The sequence below is a fragment of the Duganella violaceipulchra genome (assembly GCF_019166075.1).
GTDB lineage: Bacteria > Pseudomonadota > Gammaproteobacteria > Burkholderiales > Burkholderiaceae_D > Rugamonas > Rugamonas violaceipulchra.
Window position 1 is genome coordinate 172080 of the sequence record NZ_JAHTGR010000008.1, and the last position, 19991, is coordinate 192070.

Annotated in this window: 16 protein-coding genes; 6 read left to right on the top strand and 10 right to left on the bottom strand. The window is 59.8% G+C overall.

The features are described 5' to 3' along the window. Positions 1–72: 72 nt before the first annotated feature. The 4 genes from KVP70_RS16610 to KVP70_RS16625 all read right to left on the bottom strand — a co-directional run bounded on the left by KVP70_RS16610 (position 73) and on the right by KVP70_RS16625 (position 5955). Positions 73–987: a LysR family transcriptional regulator gene (locus KVP70_RS16610; RefSeq protein WP_217943322.1), complete on the bottom strand. Its 915-nt coding sequence runs from the start codon at positions 985–987 to the stop codon at positions 73–75. After that, complete coding sequence (locus KVP70_RS16615; protein WP_217943323.1) at positions 984–3323, bottom strand: adenylate/guanylate cyclase domain-containing protein; 2340 nt, start codon at positions 3321–3323, stop codon at positions 984–986. The genes KVP70_RS16610 and KVP70_RS16615 overlap by 4 nt, the downstream gene beginning before the upstream one ends. After that, positions 3320–3640 (bottom strand): hypothetical protein, encoded by a 321-nt coding sequence (locus tag KVP70_RS16620; protein ID WP_217943324.1) that lies wholly within the window; start codon positions 3638–3640, stop codon positions 3320–3322. The genes KVP70_RS16615 and KVP70_RS16620 overlap by 4 nt, the downstream gene beginning before the upstream one ends. Before the next feature lie 80 nt (positions 3641–3720). Continuing rightward, entirely contained in the window at positions 3721–5955 is a 2235-nt protein-coding gene (locus KVP70_RS16625; protein WP_217943325.1) for a TonB-dependent receptor plug domain-containing protein, read from the bottom strand. A gap of 155 nt (positions 5956–6110) precedes the next feature. On the opposite strand from KVP70_RS16625, the gene asd reads away from it, so the two are divergent. Further along, positions 6111–6959 (top strand): archaetidylserine decarboxylase, encoded by an 849-nt coding sequence (gene asd / locus KVP70_RS16630; protein ID WP_217943464.1) that lies wholly within the window; start codon positions 6111–6113, stop codon positions 6957–6959. Positions 6960–6962: 3 nt separating this feature from the next. Here asd and KVP70_RS16635 read toward each other — a convergent pair whose 3' ends face one another. Continuing rightward, complete coding sequence (locus KVP70_RS16635) at positions 6963–7874, bottom strand: LysR family transcriptional regulator (protein WP_217943326.1); 912 nt, start codon at positions 7872–7874, stop codon at positions 6963–6965. Between the two features lie 123 nt (positions 7875–7997). Between KVP70_RS16635 and KVP70_RS16640 the strand changes: the two genes are divergently transcribed. The 3 genes from KVP70_RS16640 (at position 7998) to KVP70_RS16650 (ending at position 10038) form a co-directional block, all read left to right on the top strand. Beyond that, a complete protein-coding gene (locus KVP70_RS16640) occupies positions 7998–8597 on the top strand; it encodes an FMN-dependent NADH-azoreductase (RefSeq protein WP_217943327.1) in 600 nt (199 codons plus the stop codon). A 28-nt stretch (positions 8598–8625) separates the two neighbouring features. Further along, positions 8626–9495, top strand: coding sequence for a pirin family protein (locus tag KVP70_RS16645; RefSeq protein WP_217943328.1), 870 nt, complete (start codon positions 8626–8628; stop codon positions 9493–9495). 78 nt (positions 9496–9573) lie between these two features. Continuing rightward, positions 9574–10038, top strand: coding sequence for a hypothetical protein (locus tag KVP70_RS16650; protein ID WP_217943329.1), 465 nt, complete (start codon positions 9574–9576; stop codon positions 10036–10038). Positions 10039–10453: 415 nt separating this feature from the next. Here KVP70_RS16650 and KVP70_RS16655 read toward each other — a convergent pair whose 3' ends face one another. The 5 genes from KVP70_RS16655 to KVP70_RS16675 all read right to left on the bottom strand — a co-directional run bounded on the left by KVP70_RS16655 (position 10454) and on the right by KVP70_RS16675 (position 16106). Then, positions 10454–11209 carry a hypothetical protein gene (locus tag KVP70_RS16655; protein WP_217943330.1) on the bottom strand — a complete coding sequence of 252 codons (756 nt, stop codon included), beginning with the start codon at positions 11207–11209 and terminating at the stop codon, positions 10454–10456. A 191-nt stretch (positions 11210–11400) separates the two neighbouring features. Next, a complete protein-coding gene (locus KVP70_RS16660) occupies positions 11401–13404 on the bottom strand; it encodes an LpxL/LpxP family acyltransferase (protein ID WP_217943331.1) in 2004 nt (667 codons plus the stop codon). 598 nt (positions 13405–14002) lie between these two features. After that, on the bottom strand, positions 14003–15160 hold the full coding sequence (locus tag KVP70_RS16665) for an acyltransferase family protein (protein WP_217943332.1): 1158 nt from the start codon (positions 15158–15160) through the stop codon (positions 14003–14005). Between the two features lie 17 nt (positions 15161–15177). Further along, positions 15178–15468: a hypothetical protein gene (locus tag KVP70_RS16670; protein WP_217943333.1), complete on the bottom strand. Its 291-nt coding sequence runs from the start codon at positions 15466–15468 to the stop codon at positions 15178–15180. Further along, positions 15468–16106, bottom strand: a complete 639-nt coding sequence (locus tag KVP70_RS16675; RefSeq protein WP_217943334.1) for a DUF1906 domain-containing protein — start codon at positions 16104–16106, stop codon at positions 15468–15470. Before KVP70_RS16675 ends, KVP70_RS16670 begins: the two co-directional genes overlap by 1 nt. Before the next feature lie 171 nt (positions 16107–16277). Here KVP70_RS16675 and KVP70_RS16680 point away from each other — a divergent pair, with 171 nt between their 5' ends. Continuing rightward, positions 16278–19556 carry an nSTAND1 domain-containing NTPase gene (locus KVP70_RS16680; protein WP_217943335.1) on the top strand — a complete coding sequence of 1093 codons (3279 nt, stop codon included), beginning with the start codon at positions 16278–16280 and terminating at the stop codon, positions 19554–19556. Then, entirely contained in the window at positions 19553–19921 is a 369-nt protein-coding gene (locus tag KVP70_RS16685) for a DP-EP family protein (protein ID WP_217943336.1), read from the top strand. The genes KVP70_RS16680 and KVP70_RS16685 overlap by 4 nt, the downstream gene beginning before the upstream one ends. The last annotated feature ends 70 nt before the right edge of the window (positions 19922–19991 follow it).

Genomic DNA, 19991 nt, shown 5'->3' on the forward strand with positions numbered 1-19991 from the left:
ACTCGGCATCAAAAGAGGACGCCGATTATACTAAAAGTTTCATGGCAGATGCGAACAATTCTCAATTACAGCTCATTCGCACAAGGGCCGGTGCACGATGCCATCCTTGACGACCGTGCGGATCAGGTTGGCCAGGCGGCAGGTCGCGGGGCCGGCCACCTCCGGGTTGGCGACGATCAGCGACAGCGACAGCTTGCGGCGCTGCCCCACCCGCAGCGGCAGCGGCTTGAGCAAGCCCTGCTCCAGCTGGGTCTGTATCTTGTGCTCGGGCAGCCAGCCGAAGCCCAGGCCGCTGCAGATCATCTCCAGCCGCGTGTGCGGGCTGGTGACGCTCCAGCGCTGGTTGCTGCTGAGCCAGCCATGGTCGCGCGGGTTCAGGGTGCCGGAATCGCGCACCACGATGTGCAGGTTGCGGCTCAGGTCGTCCACTTCCAGCTCGCGGCCCAGCGCGTGCAGCGGGTGGCAGGGATGGGCTACGGCGACGAATTCGATATCCATCAGCACATCGCCCAGGAAACCGGGCGGCACCCGGCTGACGATGGCGATGTCGACCCGCTTTTCCAGCAGCGCATCCTCGGAGCCGGACAGCACGGTCTCCTCCAGGTTGACGCGGGTGTGCCGGGCCCACGGCTCGAAAGCGCGCAGCACCTGCACCAGCAGCTCGACCGGGAACAGGCTGTCGACCGCGATGCCGACCTGCGGCTCCCAGCCTTCGGCCAGGCTGGTGGCCAGCTGCTCCAGCTGGAAGGCGTCGCCCAGCAGCTCGCGCGCCTTGGCCAGCAGGGCTTCGCCGTTTTTCGTCAGGCGCGCGCGGCGGCCGTCGATTTCCAGCAGCTCCACGCCCAGCTGCTCCTGCAACTTGGCCACCATGTAGCTGACCGACGACTGGCTGCGGTGCAGCGCCTCGGCCGCCTGCGCGTAGCCGCCGCATTCCACGATCGCCTGCAAGACCTGCCATTGTTCCAGCGTGCTGCGGGGTATCTTCACTTCGATTCCATGACAAAGGTGCCGTCCCAATCGTCGGGCGGCGGCGTGGCGGCCATGTGGGCGCAGCGCTCGATGTACAGCGCGGCCACCTTGTCGTGCGGATTGAGCGCCAGCACTTCGTCGAACAGCTTGCCGGCGGCGGCCCAGTGGCGCTTGCGGTAGCTTTGCACGCCGTTGCGGAACAGGCCCATGGCCTCGACCAGGCTGGGGTAGCTGTCCTCGGTGTGGAAGTCCATCACCTCGTAGATCGAGACCGGCTGGGTCTTGCCCTTGACCACCACGATGTCGACTTCGCGCAGGCGGTAGGTGCCGCGCAGCGCGCGGTAGGTGAACTCGCTGATGAGGATGTGCGCGCCGTACTGCTTGCAGGCCGATTCCAGCCGCGCCGCCAGGTTCACGCCGTCGCCGATGATGGTGTAGTCCATGCGCTTCTTGGAGCCGATGTTGCCGGACACGACCTGGTCGGTGTTGAGGCCGATGCCGATCTCCACCGGCGGCTTGCCCTCGCGCGCGCGCAGCTGGTTCCAGGCGCTGAGCTCGTTCATCATGGCGATGGCGGTGCGCAGCGCGCGGTCGGCGTCGTCGTCGTGGCCGACCGGGATGCCGAAGGCGGCCATGATGGCGTCGCCGATGAACTTGTCGAGCATGCCCTCTTCACGCTGGATGCAGTCGACCATCATGGTGAAGTATTCGTTGAGCAAGGTGACCGTGCCCTGCGCGCCCAGCTGCTCGGTGATGGTGGTGAAGCTGCGGATGTCCGAGAACAGCACCGTGGCGTGCACGTTTTTACCGCCCAGCATTTCAGCGCCGTTGGCCACCATCTGGTCGGCGATGCCGGGGTCCATATAGCGCGACATGGTCGAGCGCAAGCGCTTCTCGCTGGAGATATCTTCGAGCATCAGCATCCAGCCGATGCGCTTCTTCTCCATCGACAGCAGCGGCTGCACGCTGAAGTTGACCGACAGCGTGGCGTCGTCCAGCACCAGCTCGGCGTCCATCAGGTGTTTGGCCGTTTGTTTTTCCTCGACGTGGCGCAGCTTGTCCATCACCCAGCTGTTGGCGGCGCCGAAGAAATCCGCCGCCGAGCGGCCGACGATGCCGTCCGTCGCGGTGCGCAGGATGCGCAGGCCGGCGGCGTTGCAGGTGACGATTTTTTCCTGGCTGTCGAGCGTGATGACGCCGTTCGACATCGACTCCAGCATGGCTTCGTTGTAGTTCTTGATCTGCTGGACGTCGGCGAACAGCTTGGCGTTTTCCAGCGCGATCGAGATTTGCGCGGTGAAGGCGCGCAAGCGCGATTCGTCCTCGTGGGTGAACGGGCCGCCGCGCTTGTTGAGCACTTGCGTGACGCCGATGATCTTGCCGGCCTTGTTGACGATCGGTACGCACAGGATCGAGCGCGTGAAGTAGCCGGTGCGCTTGTCGAACGCCGGATTGAAACGCAGGTCGGCATACGCATACGGGATGTTGATGGTCTTGCCCGTCGTGAAGACGGCGCCGGCGATGCCGGCCGTGTTGGGCAGGCGGATTTGCAGCGACTCCAGCCCCTGCCCCACTTCCGACCACAGCTCGCCGGTCTTCTCGTCGTTGAGGAACAGGGTCGAGCGCTCGGCGTTGAGCAGGCGCGTGGCCTCGCCCATCACTTTTTGCAGCAGCGAGCCGAGCTTGATATCGGCCGTGACCTCGGACACCACGTCGATGAATTCCATCTCCTGGCGGCGGATCTTCTTCATGCTTTCGAGGAAGCGCGCGCTTTGCAGCGCCAGCGTGCCCTGCGTGGTCAGCGCCTCCAGCAGTTGCAGGTCGGCGCGGGTGAACTTGCCGCGCCGCTTGTTGAGCGTCTGCGACACGCCGATGATCTCGCCCTTGAAGGTCTTGATCGGCACGCACAGGATGTTGCGGGTGACGAAGCCGGTCTGCTCGTCGATGGAGCGGTTGAAGCGCGGATCGGCGTAGGCGTCGGCGATGCTGACCGCCTCGCCGGTGGTGAACACGTGGCCGGCGATGCCGGTGTGGTTGAGGAAGCGGATCTCGCGCTGGATATTGCCCTGCGCGACGCGCGAGAACAGCTCGCCGGTTTCGGCGTCGTTGAGGAACAGCGTGCCGCGCTCGGCATCGAGTTCCTCGGTGGTGACGTCGATCAGCGCGGTCAGGATTTCGTCCAGCGTATCGTAGGCGGCCATGCGGCGCGACACTTCCAGCAGCAGCTCGACCTGGCGCAGCCGCTTGCGCTGGGCGCCGGCCACCGCCTGCGCCGAAGCGGCCTCGCTCTTGACGGGCGGCTTGGCCGGCACGCTGCGGATCGCGGGCTTCGAATTGGAGACGGGATCTCTCATGCGCGCGCCTCCAGCGTGTCGCGCAGCGCGCGTATGGTGTCGTGCAGCTGGGCGATTTCGGCGTGGCGCACGGTGTTGGCCTGTTGCAGCGCGTCGAGCTTTTCCTGCGTCAGCCGCTCCAGGCTGGTGCGCAGGGCGGCGACGGTGTCGCGCAATTGGCTGATCTCGCTGTGGGCGAAGGACAAGGCGTCCTGCACCGCATGCTGGCGCTCGTTGTGGGACAGTTCCAACTCCGAGCGCAGCACGACCACGGTGCGCTGCAAGTCGCGCACCTCGGCCAGCGCCAGACGCAGGCTGTCGTCGTCGGGCTGGATCATCTCGGTAACTTTAGGCTTTTTCAGGGGAGGCCCGCTGCAAGAAGTACACTGCAGCATCATATCACCTCAGAAACGTGCCTTCAAAAGCGCTTTTCGATGGTGACGCGCAATTGGGTTTCGCCGCTGGCCACCGTCATGCGGTTCTGCGTGCCGCTGGCGTCGCTGTACAGGCTTTCCGTGACGTAGTCCTGCCCCAGCAGGTTGGAAACGGCGACCCGCAGATTGTTCTGGGTGTCGATTTTCCACAACGCATACACGTCCAGGTCGCGCCGCACGCTGGTGTAGCCGCCCTGGGTGCCGCTCAGGCGGGCCAGGCCGCCGTTGCGGAAGCTGTAGCTGCCGCCGGTGCTGAGCATGCCGCTCGGGCTCTTGTAGTCGACGCCCAGGGTGGCGCTGAGCGGGGTCTGCTGGTCGAGGCGGTTGTCGGGGCCGGGCACGCTTTCTACGCGCGACCAGTTGCGGCTGACGCTGGCGCGCAGATCCAGCGCCGGCGCGTGCTCGACCAGCGCGCGCAGCGGGAACTTGGCTTCCAGCTCGACGCCGCGGGTTTCGGCGCGGCCGTCGTTGATCGAGGTCGAGACCCAGCGCTGGTCTTCATACAGCAAGCCCTGGTGGGTGTAGTTGTCGATGCGGCGCATCGAGGCGCTGGCGCTCAGCAGGCCGCCCTCGCCCCAGTAATGCTCGAACGAGGCGTCCAGGCCCAGCGCCAGTTCCGGCTTCAGGTGCGGATTGCCGCGGCGGTCGGGCTCGGTCGGGCTGTTGTTGGTCGAGGTGAACTTGCGCGGAATCAGGCTGGCCGTCGACGGCGCCTTGTAGGTGCGGGTCAGCGCCACGCGCAACTGGTCCTTCTTGTTGGGGAATTTGAACAGCGTCTGCATCAGCGGGCTGAACACGCTGGAGTGCTGCCGCACGGCATCGAACGTATTGCCGTCGCTGCGGGTGTCCAGGCCTTCCCAGCGCAGGCCGGTGTAGAGCGACCATTGCGGCGTCAGGTTCCACTCGTCCTGGCCGTACAGCGCCAGCCGCGTGACCTTGGCCGAGAAGCCCTCGTCGCTGTTGTCCGGCGTCAGGCCGCCCGGCAGCACCGCTTCGCGCTGGTTGCGCGTGTCGTCGCGCTGGGTGATGCCGGCGTCCCAGCCCATCGCCAGCGCGTGCTCGGCCGGGGCCTCGCCCTTGCCGTCGGCCGGCGCCGCGACCAAGGTCAGCGGCCGCGAATACTTGCCCTGGGTGCTGAAGCCCTGCTCGCTGCTGGTCGAAACCACGGTGCGCGCCAAGGTCGCCGGCAAGCCGTTGTTGCCGCCGAATTGCAGGGAATCGGCGGTGTTGCGGTTGTCGCTGACGGCGACTTTCATGTCCAGCTTGGCGCCCTCTGCCAGCTTGTGGACCCAGTTCAGGTCGCTGCGGCCGAAGCCGTTGTGGCTGCTGAAGGTGCTGTCGACGCGGTCGTAGTCCGGGCCTTTGCCGAGCGTGGTGGTCGTGCGGCTATGGCTGTTGCTGACGAACTGGTTCAGGTTGACGAAGGTTTGCGAGGTCAGCGTATCGCCGTTGTCCAGCGTCCAGTTGATGCGCGGCGACAGGTTCATGCCGTCGGCACGGCCCTGGTCGTGCCAGGTGGCGGCGCGATCCAGGTTGGGGATGCCGGCGGCGTCGGTACCGGTGTCGAACGACGGCGTCACGCGGTTGTACATATAGCGCCAGGCGTTGCCGCCGAACGAGTAGGAGGTTTTGCCGAGCTTGTCCGACATCTGCAGGCTGACCGACGGCGAGCTGAACTTGCTGCCCTTGCCCTCGCTGAATTTGACTTCGCGCTGGGCCGCCTTCAGCGCCTTCTTCAGCACGATGTTGATGGTGCCGGCGATCGACTGCGTGCTGAACTCGGCGCTGGCGGCGCGCAGCACCTCGATGCGCTCGATCACGTCGGGCGCCAGGCTGTCGATGGCGAAACCGGCCGGAGCGCGCTCGCCATTGATCAGGATCTGGGTGTAGCCGTTGCCCAGGCCGCGCATGCGGATCTCGCCGCCGCTGCGGCCGGCAGCGCCGCTGACGGTGATGCCGGGCACGCGCTTGAGCACGTCGTTGACCGAGGTGTCGCCGTATTTCTGGATTTCCTCGCTGGTGATGACGGTCTTGCTAGCGGTATCATCGCGGCGCGCGTCGTAGCTGGCGGCGGCGCCCTTGATCTCCACTTTCTGCAGGGGGGCGGCTTCGGCCGGCTTGGCAGGCGCCTCGGCCTCGGCATGGGCGGCGCCGGCGGCGAGGTAAATGGACAGTACAGCGGCAGCGATCTGCGTCAGGCGAAATGGGCGGGCAGGCATGGTTCTTAAGGGCAAGTGGTCGGACAAGTGGCGAGCTTGCATTATGCCTTGATTAATCCGAAATGTTCAGCATTTAACAAGACGCCCGGATTGTTTAGTACGAATTCCTAAACCCCGGCGCTATAATGCGCGATCGTTTATTGTATGGATACCCTATCGTGTCTCGCCTCGCTGTCCTGCCACACTACCTGCTTCCCAAGGGAGCGTTGACCAATTTTGCCGGCCGCGTGGCTGGCGCCAAGGGCGGCAGCAAGACCACCTGGCTGATCCGCTGGTTCGTCGGCAAGTACAACGTCAACATGGCCGAGGCGCTCGATCCGGACATTAGCCATTACGCCAGCTTCAACGAATTCTTCACGCGCGCGCTGCGTCCCGACGCCCGCCCGATCGCCGACGCCGACTTCATCTGCCCGATCGACGGCCGCATCAGCCAGTTCGGCGACATCAAGGAAGACCAGATCTTCCAGGCCAAGGGCCACAATTTCAGCACCACCGCGCTGGTCGGCGGCGACGCCGAGCTGGCCGCCAAGTTCCACAACGGCAGCTTCGCCAACCTCTACCTGAGCCCGCGCGACTACCACCGCATCCACATGCCTTGCGACGGCAAGCTGACCCGCATGATCTACGTGCCGGGCGAGCTGTTCTCGGTCAGCCCGGCCGCCGCGCGCGGCATCCCCGGCCTGTTCGCCCGCAACGAGCGCGTGGTGTGCGTGTTCGACACCGCCCACGGTCCGTTCGTGATGACCCTGGTCGGCGCCACCATCGTCGGCAGCATGGCCACCGTGTGGCATGGCGTGGTCAATCCGCCGCGCATGCCGCATGTGTGCGAATGGCAGTACGACGACCAGGACATCGTGCTGAAAAAAGGCGAGGAACTGGGCCGCTTCCTGCTGGGATCGACCGTCGTCATGCTGTTCCCCAAGGATGTACTGAGCTTCAATCCCGCCTGGCAACCGGCCGGCGCCGTCCAGCTGGGCCAGACGATGGCCCAGCTGAAGAAGTAAGCGCTACACCCCGCCCTGCCCGCTTTCGTCGAAGGCGGCCTGCAGCATGTCGAGGAATACCCTGGTCTTGGCCGGCATCAGCCGGCGGCCGGGGAACACCGCCCACCCGGTAACGACCGGGAACGACCACTCCGGCAACACCCTCACCAACGTCCCCGTCTGCACATGCTCGCGCGCGATCAGCTCGGTCGAGGCGGCGATGCCCACGCCCGTGGTCGCCATGCGCACCAGCAGTTCCGGCGAGTTGGCCAGCAGCCGCGCCGGCAACTCGCGCTCCCATTCCGTCTTGCCGCGCAAGAGCTTCCAGCGTATCAGCCCGTTCACCCGGGGTGGCAGGCTGAGCAGGTCGTGCTTGAACAGGTCGTCGGGGTGTTCGGGCAGACCACGCAGCGAGGTGTAGAGCGGCGAGGCATACAGCGCGATCTTGCTCAGCGTGACGCGGCGCGCGGCCAGCGAGGCATCGTCCGGCAGGTTGCCCATGCGGATGGCCAGGTCGAAGTTTTCCGCCACCAGGTCGACCCGGCGCGGCGACAGATCCAGCTCCAGCGCGATGGCCGGGTACTGGTGCATGAAGCGCGTCATCATCGCGCCCATCGCGACGTTGGCGAAGTCGGCCGGCATCGAGATCCGCAGCAGGCCGCTGGGCGCGCCCTGGCGGTGCTGCGCGAGGGCTCCGGCCTGCTCGGTTTCGTCGGCCACGCGGCGCGCGTGCTCCAGCAGGCTGGCGCCGAATTCGGTCAGCACCAGCTTGCGCGTGGTGCGCTGGAGCAGACGCTCGCCCAGATGCGCCTCCAGCAGCGAAATCCGGCGCGACACGGTCGATTTGGGTAACTGCACCCGCTGTGCCGCCAGGCTGAAGCTGCCGCATTCGACGATGCGGGCGAATAACAGCAGGTCGCCAGGGTCGATTTCCACGCATTTTCTCCTTCGTTGTTCCATCAGTGGATTAATGTTATCCATTTTAGCGTCTTCCGAAACGAATATGAAACGATTAAAGTAACTACATCGCAGCACAAACCAGACAACAGGAGCAACACCATGAACATCTTGCAAATCAACTCCAGCGCCCGCAGCACCGGTTCCGAATCGACCCGCCTGGCCGACGCCATCGTCGCCAAGGTCCGCGCCGCCAATCCAGCCGCAACGCTGCTGCGCCGCGACCTGGCGGCCGATCCGCATCCGGTGATCGACGAGCCGACCCTGCAAGCCCTGTTCACCCCGGCCGACCAGCGCACCGAAGCCCAGGCCGCCCGCGTGGCGCTGGACGACGCGCTGATCGCCCAGGTGCAAGCTGCCGACGTGATCGTCATCGGTGCGCCGACCTACAACTTCGGCATCACCGCGCAGCTGAAAAGCTGGTTCGACGCGATTGCCCGCGCCGGTGTGACCTTCAAGTACGGCCCGACCGGCCCGGTCGGCCTGTTGACCGGCAAGAAGGTGTACGTGGCGCTGTCGCGTGGCGGCATGCACCGCGACGGCCCAACCGACACGCAGCTGGCGCACATCAAGATGTTCCTGAACTTCGTGGGCCTGACCGATGTGCAATATGTCTTCGCCGAAGGCCTGGGCATGGGTCCTGAAGCGGTGGCCAAGGCGCAAGCGCAGGCAGAGGCAGAAATCAACGCAGTACTGGTGTAACGCAAACAACAAACCAAGGAGCAAAGTCATGACCGATCAAGTAAACACCCCTCGCAGCGTAGAGCGCGTTATCAGCGGCCAGGCCGTGATGGACGGCGCAGGCGTCAAGATCAATCGCGTCCTGACCCAGCCCTTGCAGCGCCGGCTGGACCCGTTCCTGATGCTGGATAATTTCGGCAGCGACCAGGCCAACGACTACATCGCCGGCTTCCCCAGCCATCCGCACCGCGGCTTTGAAACCGTGACCTACATGCTGGAAGGCCGCATGCGTCACAAGGACAGCGCCGGCAACGAAGGCTTGCTGACCAACGGCGGCGTGCAATGGATGACTGCGGGCCGTGGCGTGATCCACTCGGAGATGCCGGAGCAGGAAGAAGGCGTGATGGAAGGCTTCCAGCTGTGGCTGAACCTGCCCGCCAAGGACAAGATGCAGGCGCCGTGGTATCGCGATTTCAATGGCGCCGACGTGCCGGCCTTCACCACGGCCGAAGGCGTGGCGGTCAAAGTGATCGCCGGCAGCAGCCACGGCGTGGCCGGCGCGGTGCAGCGCGCGGTGACGGAGCCGATTTATCTCGACATCCACGTGCCGGCCGGCGCCAGCTTCAGCCAGGCGCTGCCGGAAGGTCACAACGCATTTATCTTCACCTATCGCGGTGAGGTGACTGTCGGCGACAAGGCGGTGGCGTCGGGCCGGATGGCGATCCTGGCGAATACCGCAGGCGCCGATGGCGTGACGCTGCAGGCGACGGAGGACAGCCGTCTGATCCTGGTGGCCGGCCAGCCGCTGAACGAGCCGATCGCGCAGTACGGCCCGTTCGTGATGAACACGCAGGCCGAGATCTTCGCCGCTGTTGAAGATTTCCGCGCCGGCAAGCTGGGCGAGGAAGCCCACGCTTAAAGTTGCAACAGCCGCCGGACAGACATGCTGCCCGGCGGCTGCCCCCATGAGTGTCCCGTCTCGGGATAAAATGCCGGCATGATGCCCACTATCCTCAAATGGCTGCGTTACCTGAGCCACGTTCTCGGCTTTGAGACAGCCGATTCCTTCCCGCCCGGCCATCCGTATGAACGGACGCGCTGGAATGGCGCCTATTTCGACATCGCCTCCGACGTCAAGCCAGACCAGATCGAGAGTCGCCTGTGCGAGGCGATCGGCAATACGCCGCTGGTGTTCGGCTACATCACCAATCCGACGCCGCGCATGCAGCGGGCGCTGCTGGCGATGCTGGAGGAACGCATGCGCAACAACCGCGGCCGCGCCAGCGAACTGGCGGCACTGCTGGTGGCCGCCTACGACAGCCCGCACATCACCGAAGTGGTCCCCGGCCTGCGCGCCGCCATCGCCGCCACCCGTCACGAGGACATGGGCGAGCGCGCGCGCAGCGTCATGGTTTTCCTGGGGTCGATGCAGTCGCCGTTCGACGTGATCGAGTTGAATTAAGACACCTCTAAAAACCCGCCACCCGCTGGCCTAAGCAGGTAACATTCCGGCGTTCCCGACGCCAAAACGATCTGGCTGTTCCGTGACCAGGCGGGTGTGGGCAATCAGATTGCCTAGCAGGTTCAGCAGCAATTGCACAGCACGGCCACATGACGCGCTGCGGACAGATTGTCGACGCGCCGCTGACACAGGCTCCGGTTCAACGCGACAAGCGTGAGGAAGCCGACACGGGCAAAGACGGCACCATGCCGCTGAGCCGGACATGTTCATTCATGCCGCGCCCTATTACCGGTACCGTCGCCCCTGCCGATATGGCCACGAAATTCGTTATGGACGGATTGCCTATAACCTCACATCGTCTAAGAAGGGTTATTAGAGGTGGATTTGAGCGATAAACGACACGTGGTGAGTAGCACTAATACTTAGCCCACTTGCCTGCACTCGACGGGCACGATATCGCACCCGGTCCTTTACTGACGCCATTAGGCGAACTCACCGGACCGCTCATATAACACGTCGTCTTGCCCCTGATCGTTGTACTGTAATAAATTATTCCCTCGGGTGATACAAAGCGGCGATCTACTTCATCATCCCTCGAAACGTGAGCGCTCGAAAAGTCGTCTGAAAGTCTGTCGAAGCGGGATTTTGTAACCGGTAACGAAACAGCGATACCTGAACGCATCCCCCGGTCAATCTTGCCTGCATTCTTTCTTGCCCACTCAATCCTTTCCGCCGATGTAACAGATAAACCAAATTGTGAGTCAGACTCGACTATAACTTCTGACGGATTCGCTGCGAATGAATGCACAGCTCCGTTGTCGGCCACCGACTGAGGGGGCAGAACGCCAGCTGCCTCCGGCTCACTTCGCGGCGAACGTCCAAGTGAGACACCAGCCGTGCGCAATTGCTTGCTAGATAGGGATTGCTTGATATCTTGGCGAGGCCGTTCAGCAACTTTTTTTTGCCGCAGCGCGCGATGGTACACGGCGTTAAAGAAAAAGACGGAAGACGAACTGGTACGCGGAGAGGTCCTCTGAACATTATAATGATTCAAGAAGAAAAACCATACGATGATATGCAAAACGACAACACAAGAGAAAATCAAAGCAGCTTGATACTCTATCCAAAGCTTCTTTAAAAATAATAGCATTTCAAAAAAATATATTTTCAAACAAGCATTCCCCAACGCATTCGCATATAATTAAAAAACCACCAATTAATTATCATCCAGATTTTTTATCTTACCCGGTCGGCCACGATATCGCACATCCCATGCAACAACATCATTTTTATGCTGACACGGACTAGATCTAGATCTCTAAATATTTTTCTTCCCGACTAAGTTTCCACAACAAACCAATTCTAATTAGAAGCAACCATGCCATTGCTTACTTGATAATAAAATTTCCACCAACAATGCCAATCCCCGGGAGATTTTCTAACCCACTTCTCAACGGATGTAAATACTTCCTGCATGACATGAGCGTCATCCGGCAATTCTAAATTTGATTTCTTTAATTTCAAATCATCACCGACGTAAATTCGAACTCCAAGATTCCCCGAAAACTCGCTCACCACCGGAATCACGCGCGCATTATATTTTTTATTAAAATATGCTATTCCTGGCATGACACTAATATCCTTCCCCAAAAAACTTACTGACGTATTATGGGCGGAATTAAACACGTCGGGCAATATCACGACTATGTCGCCATTCTTTAAGGCTCGCGCCGCAGCCACCATGCCTCTTTTATTATTATAAATTACTGACAGGTCAGGGAAATATCTCTTATAAAAAGGTTCAAAGAATGCATTATCTGGTTCCTTTTCCGGATCAGCATAGAAAAAGTGTAGCTTTCGCTCGTTCCCAGCTGCATCCATTAGCATCAATGCGCCTGTGACGAACGAGCCAAAATGCGGTGCCGCTATGATGGCAGCACCAGGCGTAGAAAAGACGGACACTAGATTTTCTTTGGACATGATTTCGTGGGTACGGCGTACCAGATTCATTCCTGTATGGGTATCCAGGGTCGAAAGCAACGTTATCCATGCTCGTTCACGATACTTCCCAACAACAGCTTGCATGGGCACCCATGTCGCTTTAGGTAGTTTAGGGACCACCAAATTTACTCCAGCAGCAACATTCGCCATGAAATTCCTATGTTTACTTGAAAAGTAAAAAAAGGGCGCGAATAGTCTGATCGTTAAAATACATAACAATTGCTTCAATATAAATGCGATATTTTTTACTTTTACTACAAAACCAGCACCAACCAACCAAATAATGCAACGCCATGCAGAGAGAACCATGGGAACTGTCGATAAAACCATTATTACCAGAAACATATACTGAGCGGCCAAGTCAAATGACATTACATTGGGCCACCGTTCAGCAATAATCATGACAATCGAGCTTATTCCTTTTATAAAGTGCGCACCTATCCATGTGCACAAAAAAACCACCCCTAGGAAGTAGCTCATTAATCCAACTAAAGATAATACATCATCGCGTTCCAAGTTTCGCGATAATACTTTCTCCCGCAGCTCGCTGGATCTAATTTCCATCCACTGGGAAAGGTTATCCTTTCCCAAAAAATCAGCCAAGGCCCAATAACCATCGAACTTAAAATAAGGCAGCGCGGAGCTTAATGCTAAAAGAACAGAAATTTGCACAGCGCCCACCAGCGCCGGATTAGACTCAACAAACTGGGACAATAGCGCAGCGTAGATTAATTGAAAATAGATTCCACCCAGATCTACAACTATCTTCTGACGTCGACCGGCCGTCCATATATCAGAAACATCGGTATAGAATGAAGGAAATACTCCTTGAAAGCCGAATCCTATCAGCCCCGGACGTACTTTTGCGGAATAGCATGCTGCCGCATGCCCTAACTCATGAAATATAATTCCCAGCAAAATAAAGGCAGCAGTTTCAACTGTCCCAGATTCCGCCATAGAAAAGTCTTGATGGAATTTAATTAAAAAATACCCAACCAAAAATATTAGCGGAATGGCCAGGAACGGGTGCAATAATGGCGACAGAAAACCGGCAAACAGGTTTAGAATACGCCCTTTGATGATTGGAAGCGAAAAAGTAAATTTAGTTCTTTGGGTTGAAGTCAAGAAAAAGTCGTCAGGAAAATCATCCAACGCTTGATTTATTTCTTCCTCAGTTACCGAATAACCAATTTTACTAGACAATGCCGAAGCTAATAAATTCGCATCTGAATTTGGGCTGGATATGATTAACCTCAACAAAACCGCAGCATTTTCTGAAACAGAGAAATACTTTTCGGAAATTGTTACTATGTTTTTTCCTTCAGGCGTCAGAACAACCCGTAAATCAGAAAGAATTTTTTTCATTGCCCACCGCTATGACGAATACTATATTCTAATTAGTAATAAAGGTGCCGATTTCCCGGCACCTTTATTTTCAATTCGACAGATTTACCAGAAGGCGATTTTCACCTGCCGACGAAGCTCATTTTTAGAATGGCCAAGAGATGGAGCAGCTAACTGGGCACGGGCTATCTTGCATATTTCCGCACGTATCTTCGCGAGCATATGCACTTGTCGCGGACATCGCCCCAACTACGGCGATAGCGCCAGCCAGCGCGCTTTGTTGCTCAAAACGACTTTCCAGTTTTACTGCCTCTACTTTGAAACCCATCTGATTTTTCATTTTAGTCCCATTGAAGTTATAAGTACGTCGTAACAATCACGACATTTCGATTATATATACGGAAAAAAATAACACAAAAGGAAATGTTAGGGAATGAGAAATATTCATGGAGCTGGGACTTTTTTGTTGCTTAGTGGATATTTGTGATATTTTGACACTTAAATGTGAGGTAGACTGAAAGAGCACACTGGATCGCACAAAAACCCGGATCGATAGCCGATCTCAACGACGTCAGAAATCGGGCGGAGGCGGGCCCTTCAATCGCTGACGACCATCAACTTAAGCTGCGGCGCCAGCCGGAATGACCGGCCGGGCGAAATTGCCCGGAATATAGCGGTCGCGCAGCTTCATGAACGGCGTCTCCACCAGCAGGTACAACAGCCAGCCCGCCAGCAGGCTAGCCGCGCTCATCAATACGATGGTCTGCCAGCTGTTCGGCCCCCAGCCCTCGGCTTGAAGCGGCGCGCGCAGCAGCACGCACAGCGTCTTGTGCGTCAGGTAGATCGCGTACGACCACAGCGCGATGCTGGCCGCGCCCGGAACCCGCAGCCTTTGTAGCAGCGAGCCGGGACTCAAGGCCGCAATCAACAACAGCGTAAAACTCAGGCCCAGCATCGGATAGCCGATCACCGTCATCGAATAGCTGTAATGGTCTTCGATGAACAGCGACCAGGTCAGCGCCAACAGTGCAGCACCGGCCGCCAGCGCCCAGTTGCCGCGCGAAGTGAGCCGCGCCCAGGCGCCGGCATGATGGTTCTTCAGCAGCGCCAGCGCGACACCCGCCACCAGTTCATCGAAGCGGCACAGCGACGAGTAATAGATCAAGGTGTAGTAATGGAATCCGCCCTGCTCCGGCCCGACATACTCGGTCCACAGATGGCTGCGAATCGCCATGCCGGCCAACAGCGTGCCGACCACCGCCAGCCAGGCCAGCACCAGCGGCTTGCGGCACGCAGCGATTGCTAGCGCTACTGCCGGCAGCAGGAAATAAAACTGCTCCTCGACGCACAGCGACCATGCGTGCGAGAAAGCCGTGCCCGGCATCAGCTGGATATTCTGGGTAAATGTCAGGAACTTCCACAGCGGCGGCAGCACGCTGGTGCCGCGGAAAGCCGGCCACAAGGCGTACAGCGCCAGCACAAAGTAAAAATTCGGCAAAGTACGCAGCAGGCGGCGCGCGTAAAAGCGCGCTAGCGAAAACCGCTCGCCGTCCTCGGACTGCCGTGAGCGGCGCATACCGCCCAGGATCTGGTTGCCGATCAAATAGCCGCTGAGCGCAAAAAACAGGTCGACACCGGTCCAGCCGATCTCGCCGAACCAGCCAAAAGTCGGGCTACCACTGACAAACAGCATGTAATGGTTGGCAAACACCAACACGATGGCCAGCGCACGCAAGGTATCGAGGCCGGAATTTCGGCCCTGGAAAGATGGATTCATCCGCGCATCTTAACAAATCAGGGCGAAATCACCATATTGAGCACCTTGTCGGCCACGCTCAGTACCGCCGTGCTGCCGGCCGCGATCGCGATGTTATGGCCGTGGCCGGAGTAGTAATCGATGGTGCCAAGCCGGATGCTGTCGATCGCCGCACTAACGCCGTTGCTGATGGTGTAGGCCGACAACAGCATGTCCGGCGCCGTCACGAACTTCAGCACCACATCCTGTCCCGTATTGTTAAGAAAAATCGTCTTGGACGGCTTGACCGTCTTCAGCGTGACGGCTTCGGTGAACAATATGGTCTGCATCACAACACCCTGAACAGGCCTGCCGGATAGCCGTCGTTGGTGCGCGTCAGGTCGACGCTGATGTGTTTTCCGTCATCGACCGGCAGGCTGGCGGCCGCCAGTTGCTTGAGGTTGAAGCCGACATAGTCGCGCGAGCCATGGTAGTCCGGCGATGGCGACAACCAGCTCAACGCCGCCAGCCCCCTGAGCAACATCGCCTCACAGCAGGCGCCCGAGCCATAGACGCCGACCTGATATTTTGGCTCGCCCGGCCCGGCCGCGCGGAACGCCTGGTTGATGCCTTCGAAATACGCGCTGACCGGGCCGCCGATGGCCTCCACCGACGGATTGAAATCCACGGCAAAGTAAATCGCCGAGCCGGACGGCTGCGTGATGACCTGCTGCGCCATCAAATAGGCGGCGGCGCCGTCGGCGCAACCTTGCGCCCGGCTGAAATAGTTCAGGTGGTCGCCGCCGGCCTGCCACAGCGCGCCGATCTGGATGCTGGCGTCGGTCAGCGAACGCGCCTCGGCCAGCGACAGGCTCTTGCCCGCCTGGTGGCTGTAATAACGGATCGCGAAATCAATCCCCTGCTGTTTGATGGCAATAGCGTGCTGCGTCAATTCAAACGGCGCTTTCAGGCCAGTCAGAACAATCATGACTTCTCCAGTAGATGGGGGCTGTGGTTTCCCCCTGTTAATGTTAGTATTTGCAAAAGATGTAGATATGAAACAACTGTAGTCATTCCATCCAAATTTGGCCTTCCGAAAACCTTCCGAAGCTCAAATCATTGATTACAAAGCCTTTATTACTGAACAAAGAAGGTCCGTGTGAACCACAAAAGCTTTCGTTTCGGGCAGTGGCGGGTCGATCCCGCCACCAATACACTCAGTTGCGGCGACCTGAACCGCCAACTGGAGCCACGCGCCATGGATGTTTTGTTGCATCTGTGCAAACATCCGCATGTGGTGGTCTCCGCCGAAACCTTGCTTGATGCGTGCTGGGGCGACGTCTCTCCCAGCGACAATGCGATCCACAAAATCATCACCCAGCTGCGCCGGGCGTTGGACGATTCGGCGGTCGAGCCGCGCTATATCGAAACCATCCGCAAGCGCGGCTATCGCCTGCTGGCCGAACTGAGCTACGACGACGACGTCAGCAACGGCAGCTGGCTGCACGCCTCGCCGTTCCGCGGCCTGGAAGCGTTCGAGGAGCAGCACGCCGCGATCTTCTTCGGCCGCAAGCTCGGCGTCGACCAACTGGTGCAGGTGGTGGTCAGCCAGGTGCAGGCCGCCTGCGCGATGGTGCTGGTGCTGGGGCCGTCCGGCGCCGGCAAGACCTCGCTGGTGCAGGCCGGCCTGATCCCGGCGCTGAAGGCCGGCGCCGCGCCGGCCGAGTCCGGCCTGGCGATCGCCAGCCATCTGCAACTGGACTGCGCCGACATGGGCCAGTGCGGCCTGCTCGACACCTTGGCCAGCGTGCTGCTCGACGCCGAGCTGGACGGCCGCCTGCTGTTTGAAAACACCAGCGCCGCGACGCTGGCCCAGCGCATGGCGCAAGACCTGCCGGGACTGATCGCCCAGCTGCAAGCGCAGCTGCCATCGATCCGGCTGATGCTGTTCATCGACCGCTTCGAAGCCATCTTCCGCCTGCCGCATATCGGCGAGCAGGAGCGGACGAACTTTATCCACGTGCTCGACCAGCTGGCGCGTGCCGGCTGCATCCTGCTCGTGCTGGCCTGCCGCAACGACTTCTACCCTCACCTGACGGCCTACCCGGCGCTGATGAGCATGAAGCTGCGCGGCGGCCACTTCGACCTGGCACCGCCCGGCGCGGCCGACATCGCCCAGATCATCCGCCACCCGGTGCAAGTGGCGCAGCTGCGCTACACGGTCGACGCAGCCAGCGGCGAAGCGCTGGACCAGGTGCTGATCGACGCCGCCAAGGCCGGCCCGGACACGCTGCCGCTGCTGCAATACTGCCTGCAAGAGCTGTACCGGCTGCGCAGTCCCGATGGCGAGTTGAGCCACGCCAGCTTCCACGCGCTGGGCGGGCTGGAAGGCGCGATCGGCGCGCGCGCGGAGCAAGTCATCTCGGCGCTGGGCAGCGCGCAGATCGCCGCGCTGCCGCATGTGCTGTCGCAACTGGTGCTGGTGGCCGAGGATGAATCCACGGTCACCTCGCGCCGCGTGCCGTGGTCGGCACTGCGCGACGAGGCCGATCACGGACTGGTGCAGGCGCTGGTCGATGCGCACTTGTTTGTCAGCGATCTGCACGGCGGTGCGCCGGCGTTCGGCATCGCTCACGAGGCGCTGCTGCGGCGCTGGCCGCGCGTGGTCGCGTGGATCGAGGAACATCGCCTGACGTTGCAAGTGCGCAGTCGCATCAACGCGCAGGCGCGGCGCTGGCAGGACAGCGGACGCGCACGCGACATGCTGCTGCCCTCCGGCACCCAGACCAATCAGGCCAGGCAATTGGTGAAAGCCGACGGATTTATTCTGACGCCGCAAGAGCATGGCTTCATTGTGGCGTCGCTGCAAAGCGAGCGGCGTGGTGAGCGGCTGCGTCTGATTGTCATGGTCACGTTGATCGGGCTGACCGTGCTGGCCGGAGGACTTGGCTTGATGGCCCGTCAAGCCCAATCCCTGGCGGAACTGCATCGCACCGAAGCAGAAGACTTGATGGGCTATATGCTCGGCGAGTTCGTTGACAAATTGCGTCCGCTGGGTAAGCTGGACTTACTCGACAGTGTCAGCAATCGCGCGCTCAGCTATCTTTCAGACAAAAGCAAGGCCAACAATAGCGAAGCGGCGCTGACTCAGCGTGCCAAGTCACTGCAACTGATTTCCGAGGTCAAAATCTCCCGCGCCGACCCGATCGGCGCCAACACGGCATTGCTGGGGGCGCGCGACATCCTCCATCAACAACTGCGAGCGAGGCCAGCCGACACCGTCCTGCTCAAAAGCCTGGGTGAAAATGCATTCTGGTTAGGGCAAATACATTTCGACAGTAAAGAGTGGAGTAAAGCACAGCAATACTTCGATGAGTATCGTGAGTACAGCGACCACCTGGCGGCGACAGCGCCCGACAATCCAGACAGTTGGATCGAGCAGTCCTACGCACATAACAGTCTGGGCACGTTGGCGCTGCAACGAAGCGACGTCCAGCGAGCGGCAAAGGAATTCACGATTTCGGTGGCGTTAAAAACCCGCGCACGAGAAAAGTCGCCAAGCGACAAGGCGCTGTCCGCCGACCTGGCGGACAGCCTGTCATGGCTGGCGAGCTCCCAACTTCAATTGGGTCAACTGAACAAGGCAGAGTCGCTGTATGCACGGGAACTTGCACTGTTACAAGCGCTACGCGACGCCAACCCTGGCGACAAGCTATGGCTGAAAACGCTGGCCTCGGCATGGCTACATCAAGCTGAGGTGAAACTGGCGGTCGGCGACATCGCAGCCACTCGCGCTGACCTGAGCAGTGCCCAAGAGTTACTAAGGACCTTGGTCGCAGCGGATCCGAGCAATCGTACATGGCAGCGAGATCAGCATATCGCCGAATTGAAAACCTTTGACGTGACGGGCAAGGACATGCCACCATCGCAAGCGTTTGCGCTGTTGGAAAAACTTCATGACCAGCTGATGGAACTAAGCCGCCTGGAACCTAAAAAAGTGAATTTACAAATGCTGACGGCCATCGCCAGCCAACGTCGGGCCTCACTGGAACTGCGCTACGGAAAAGCCGAACAAGCTGCCCTGACGTTGGAACCGGCACTGGAGCGCTTGCAAGCGATTTATGCGAGCGCTCCTGCAGATCAGGTGCTACGCAACAATCTGCTCGACAGCCTGCTGCTGAAGGCCGACATCGAATTTGCACGGCAAGACGACGCGGCTGCGCGTCTCCACTGCAACCTCGCAAGGGACATTGTGGCACCACTGATCCAACACAGCACCGACTTCCATCTCTTGGTGCCCTGGGTCAAGTCTCACGCCTGCCTCAACGCACATAGTGAAGTCGCGTCGGCCAAGAAACAGCTTGAAGCTATCGGCTACCGGGATCCGTTTTACCTGCAGTACCTTTCCAACCACCCACCCAAGAAAGCAACATCATGACTACGCTAGTACCGCCTATCACTTTTCAAAACATCATGGTCTGGGTTAAGCCGCGCGCCGGCGTGCCAAATAAATATGACGTCGTCACTGAGCCGGCGGCACCGCAGATCCTCAATGCCGATACTGTCATCAATTATCAGATCGTCGGCACCGATGGCTACCCGATCGTGTTCAAGGGGATGTCGGTCAAGCCGGAGCACAATGGACAACTGAGCAAAGAAGTCGTCAGCGTCGACGGCCGCCTGTTGACGTTTAGCGATCTGAACACGATCAAGATGACTTTAAACATCACTCTAAAATTCCAGGACAAGGAAGGCATCGAGTTTTCACACGATCCGCAAATCCACAACGACCCTCAAAGCTAATCCATCGACACAGTGGCCTCCGGCAGCGGGACAATGGACCACTGCTGGTCTTGTAACGGTCCAGACGGAG

Excerpts from the sequence above, each read along its gene's own strand:
- KVP70_RS16665 (WP_217943332.1), bottom strand. The coding sequence starts at position 15,160 with ATGAATCCATCTTTCCAGGGCCGAAATTCCGGCCTCGATACCTTGCGT.
- KVP70_RS16670 (WP_217943333.1), bottom strand. The coding sequence starts at position 15,468 with ATGCAGACCATATTGTTCACCGAAGCCGTCACGCTGAAGACGGTCAAG.
- KVP70_RS16645 (WP_217943328.1), top strand. The coding sequence starts at position 8,626 with ATGACCGATCAAGTAAACACCCCTCGCAGCGTAGAGCGCGTTATCAGC.
- KVP70_RS16660 (WP_217943331.1), bottom strand. The coding sequence starts at position 13,404 with ATGAAAAAAATTCTTTCTGATTTACGGGTTGTTCTGACGCCTGAAGGA.
- KVP70_RS16675 (WP_217943334.1), bottom strand. The coding sequence starts at position 16,106 with ATGATTGTTCTGACTGGCCTGAAAGCGCCGTTTGAATTGACGCAGCAC.
- KVP70_RS16640 (WP_217943327.1), top strand. The coding sequence starts at position 7,998 with ATGAACATCTTGCAAATCAACTCCAGCGCCCGCAGCACCGGTTCCGAA.
- KVP70_RS16650 (WP_217943329.1), top strand. The coding sequence starts at position 9,574 with ATGATGCCCACTATCCTCAAATGGCTGCGTTACCTGAGCCACGTTCTC.
- KVP70_RS16685 (WP_217943336.1), top strand. The coding sequence starts at position 19,553 with ATGACTACGCTAGTACCGCCTATCACTTTTCAAAACATCATGGTCTGG.
- KVP70_RS16625 (WP_217943325.1), bottom strand. The coding sequence starts at position 5,955 with ATGCCTGCCCGCCCATTTCGCCTGACGCAGATCGCTGCCGCTGTACTG.
- KVP70_RS16620 (WP_217943324.1), bottom strand. The coding sequence starts at position 3,640 with ATGATCCAGCCCGACGACGACAGCCTGCGTCTGGCGCTGGCCGAGGTG.
- KVP70_RS16615 (WP_217943323.1), bottom strand. The coding sequence starts at position 3,323 with ATGAGAGATCCCGTCTCCAATTCGAAGCCCGCGATCCGCAGCGTGCCG.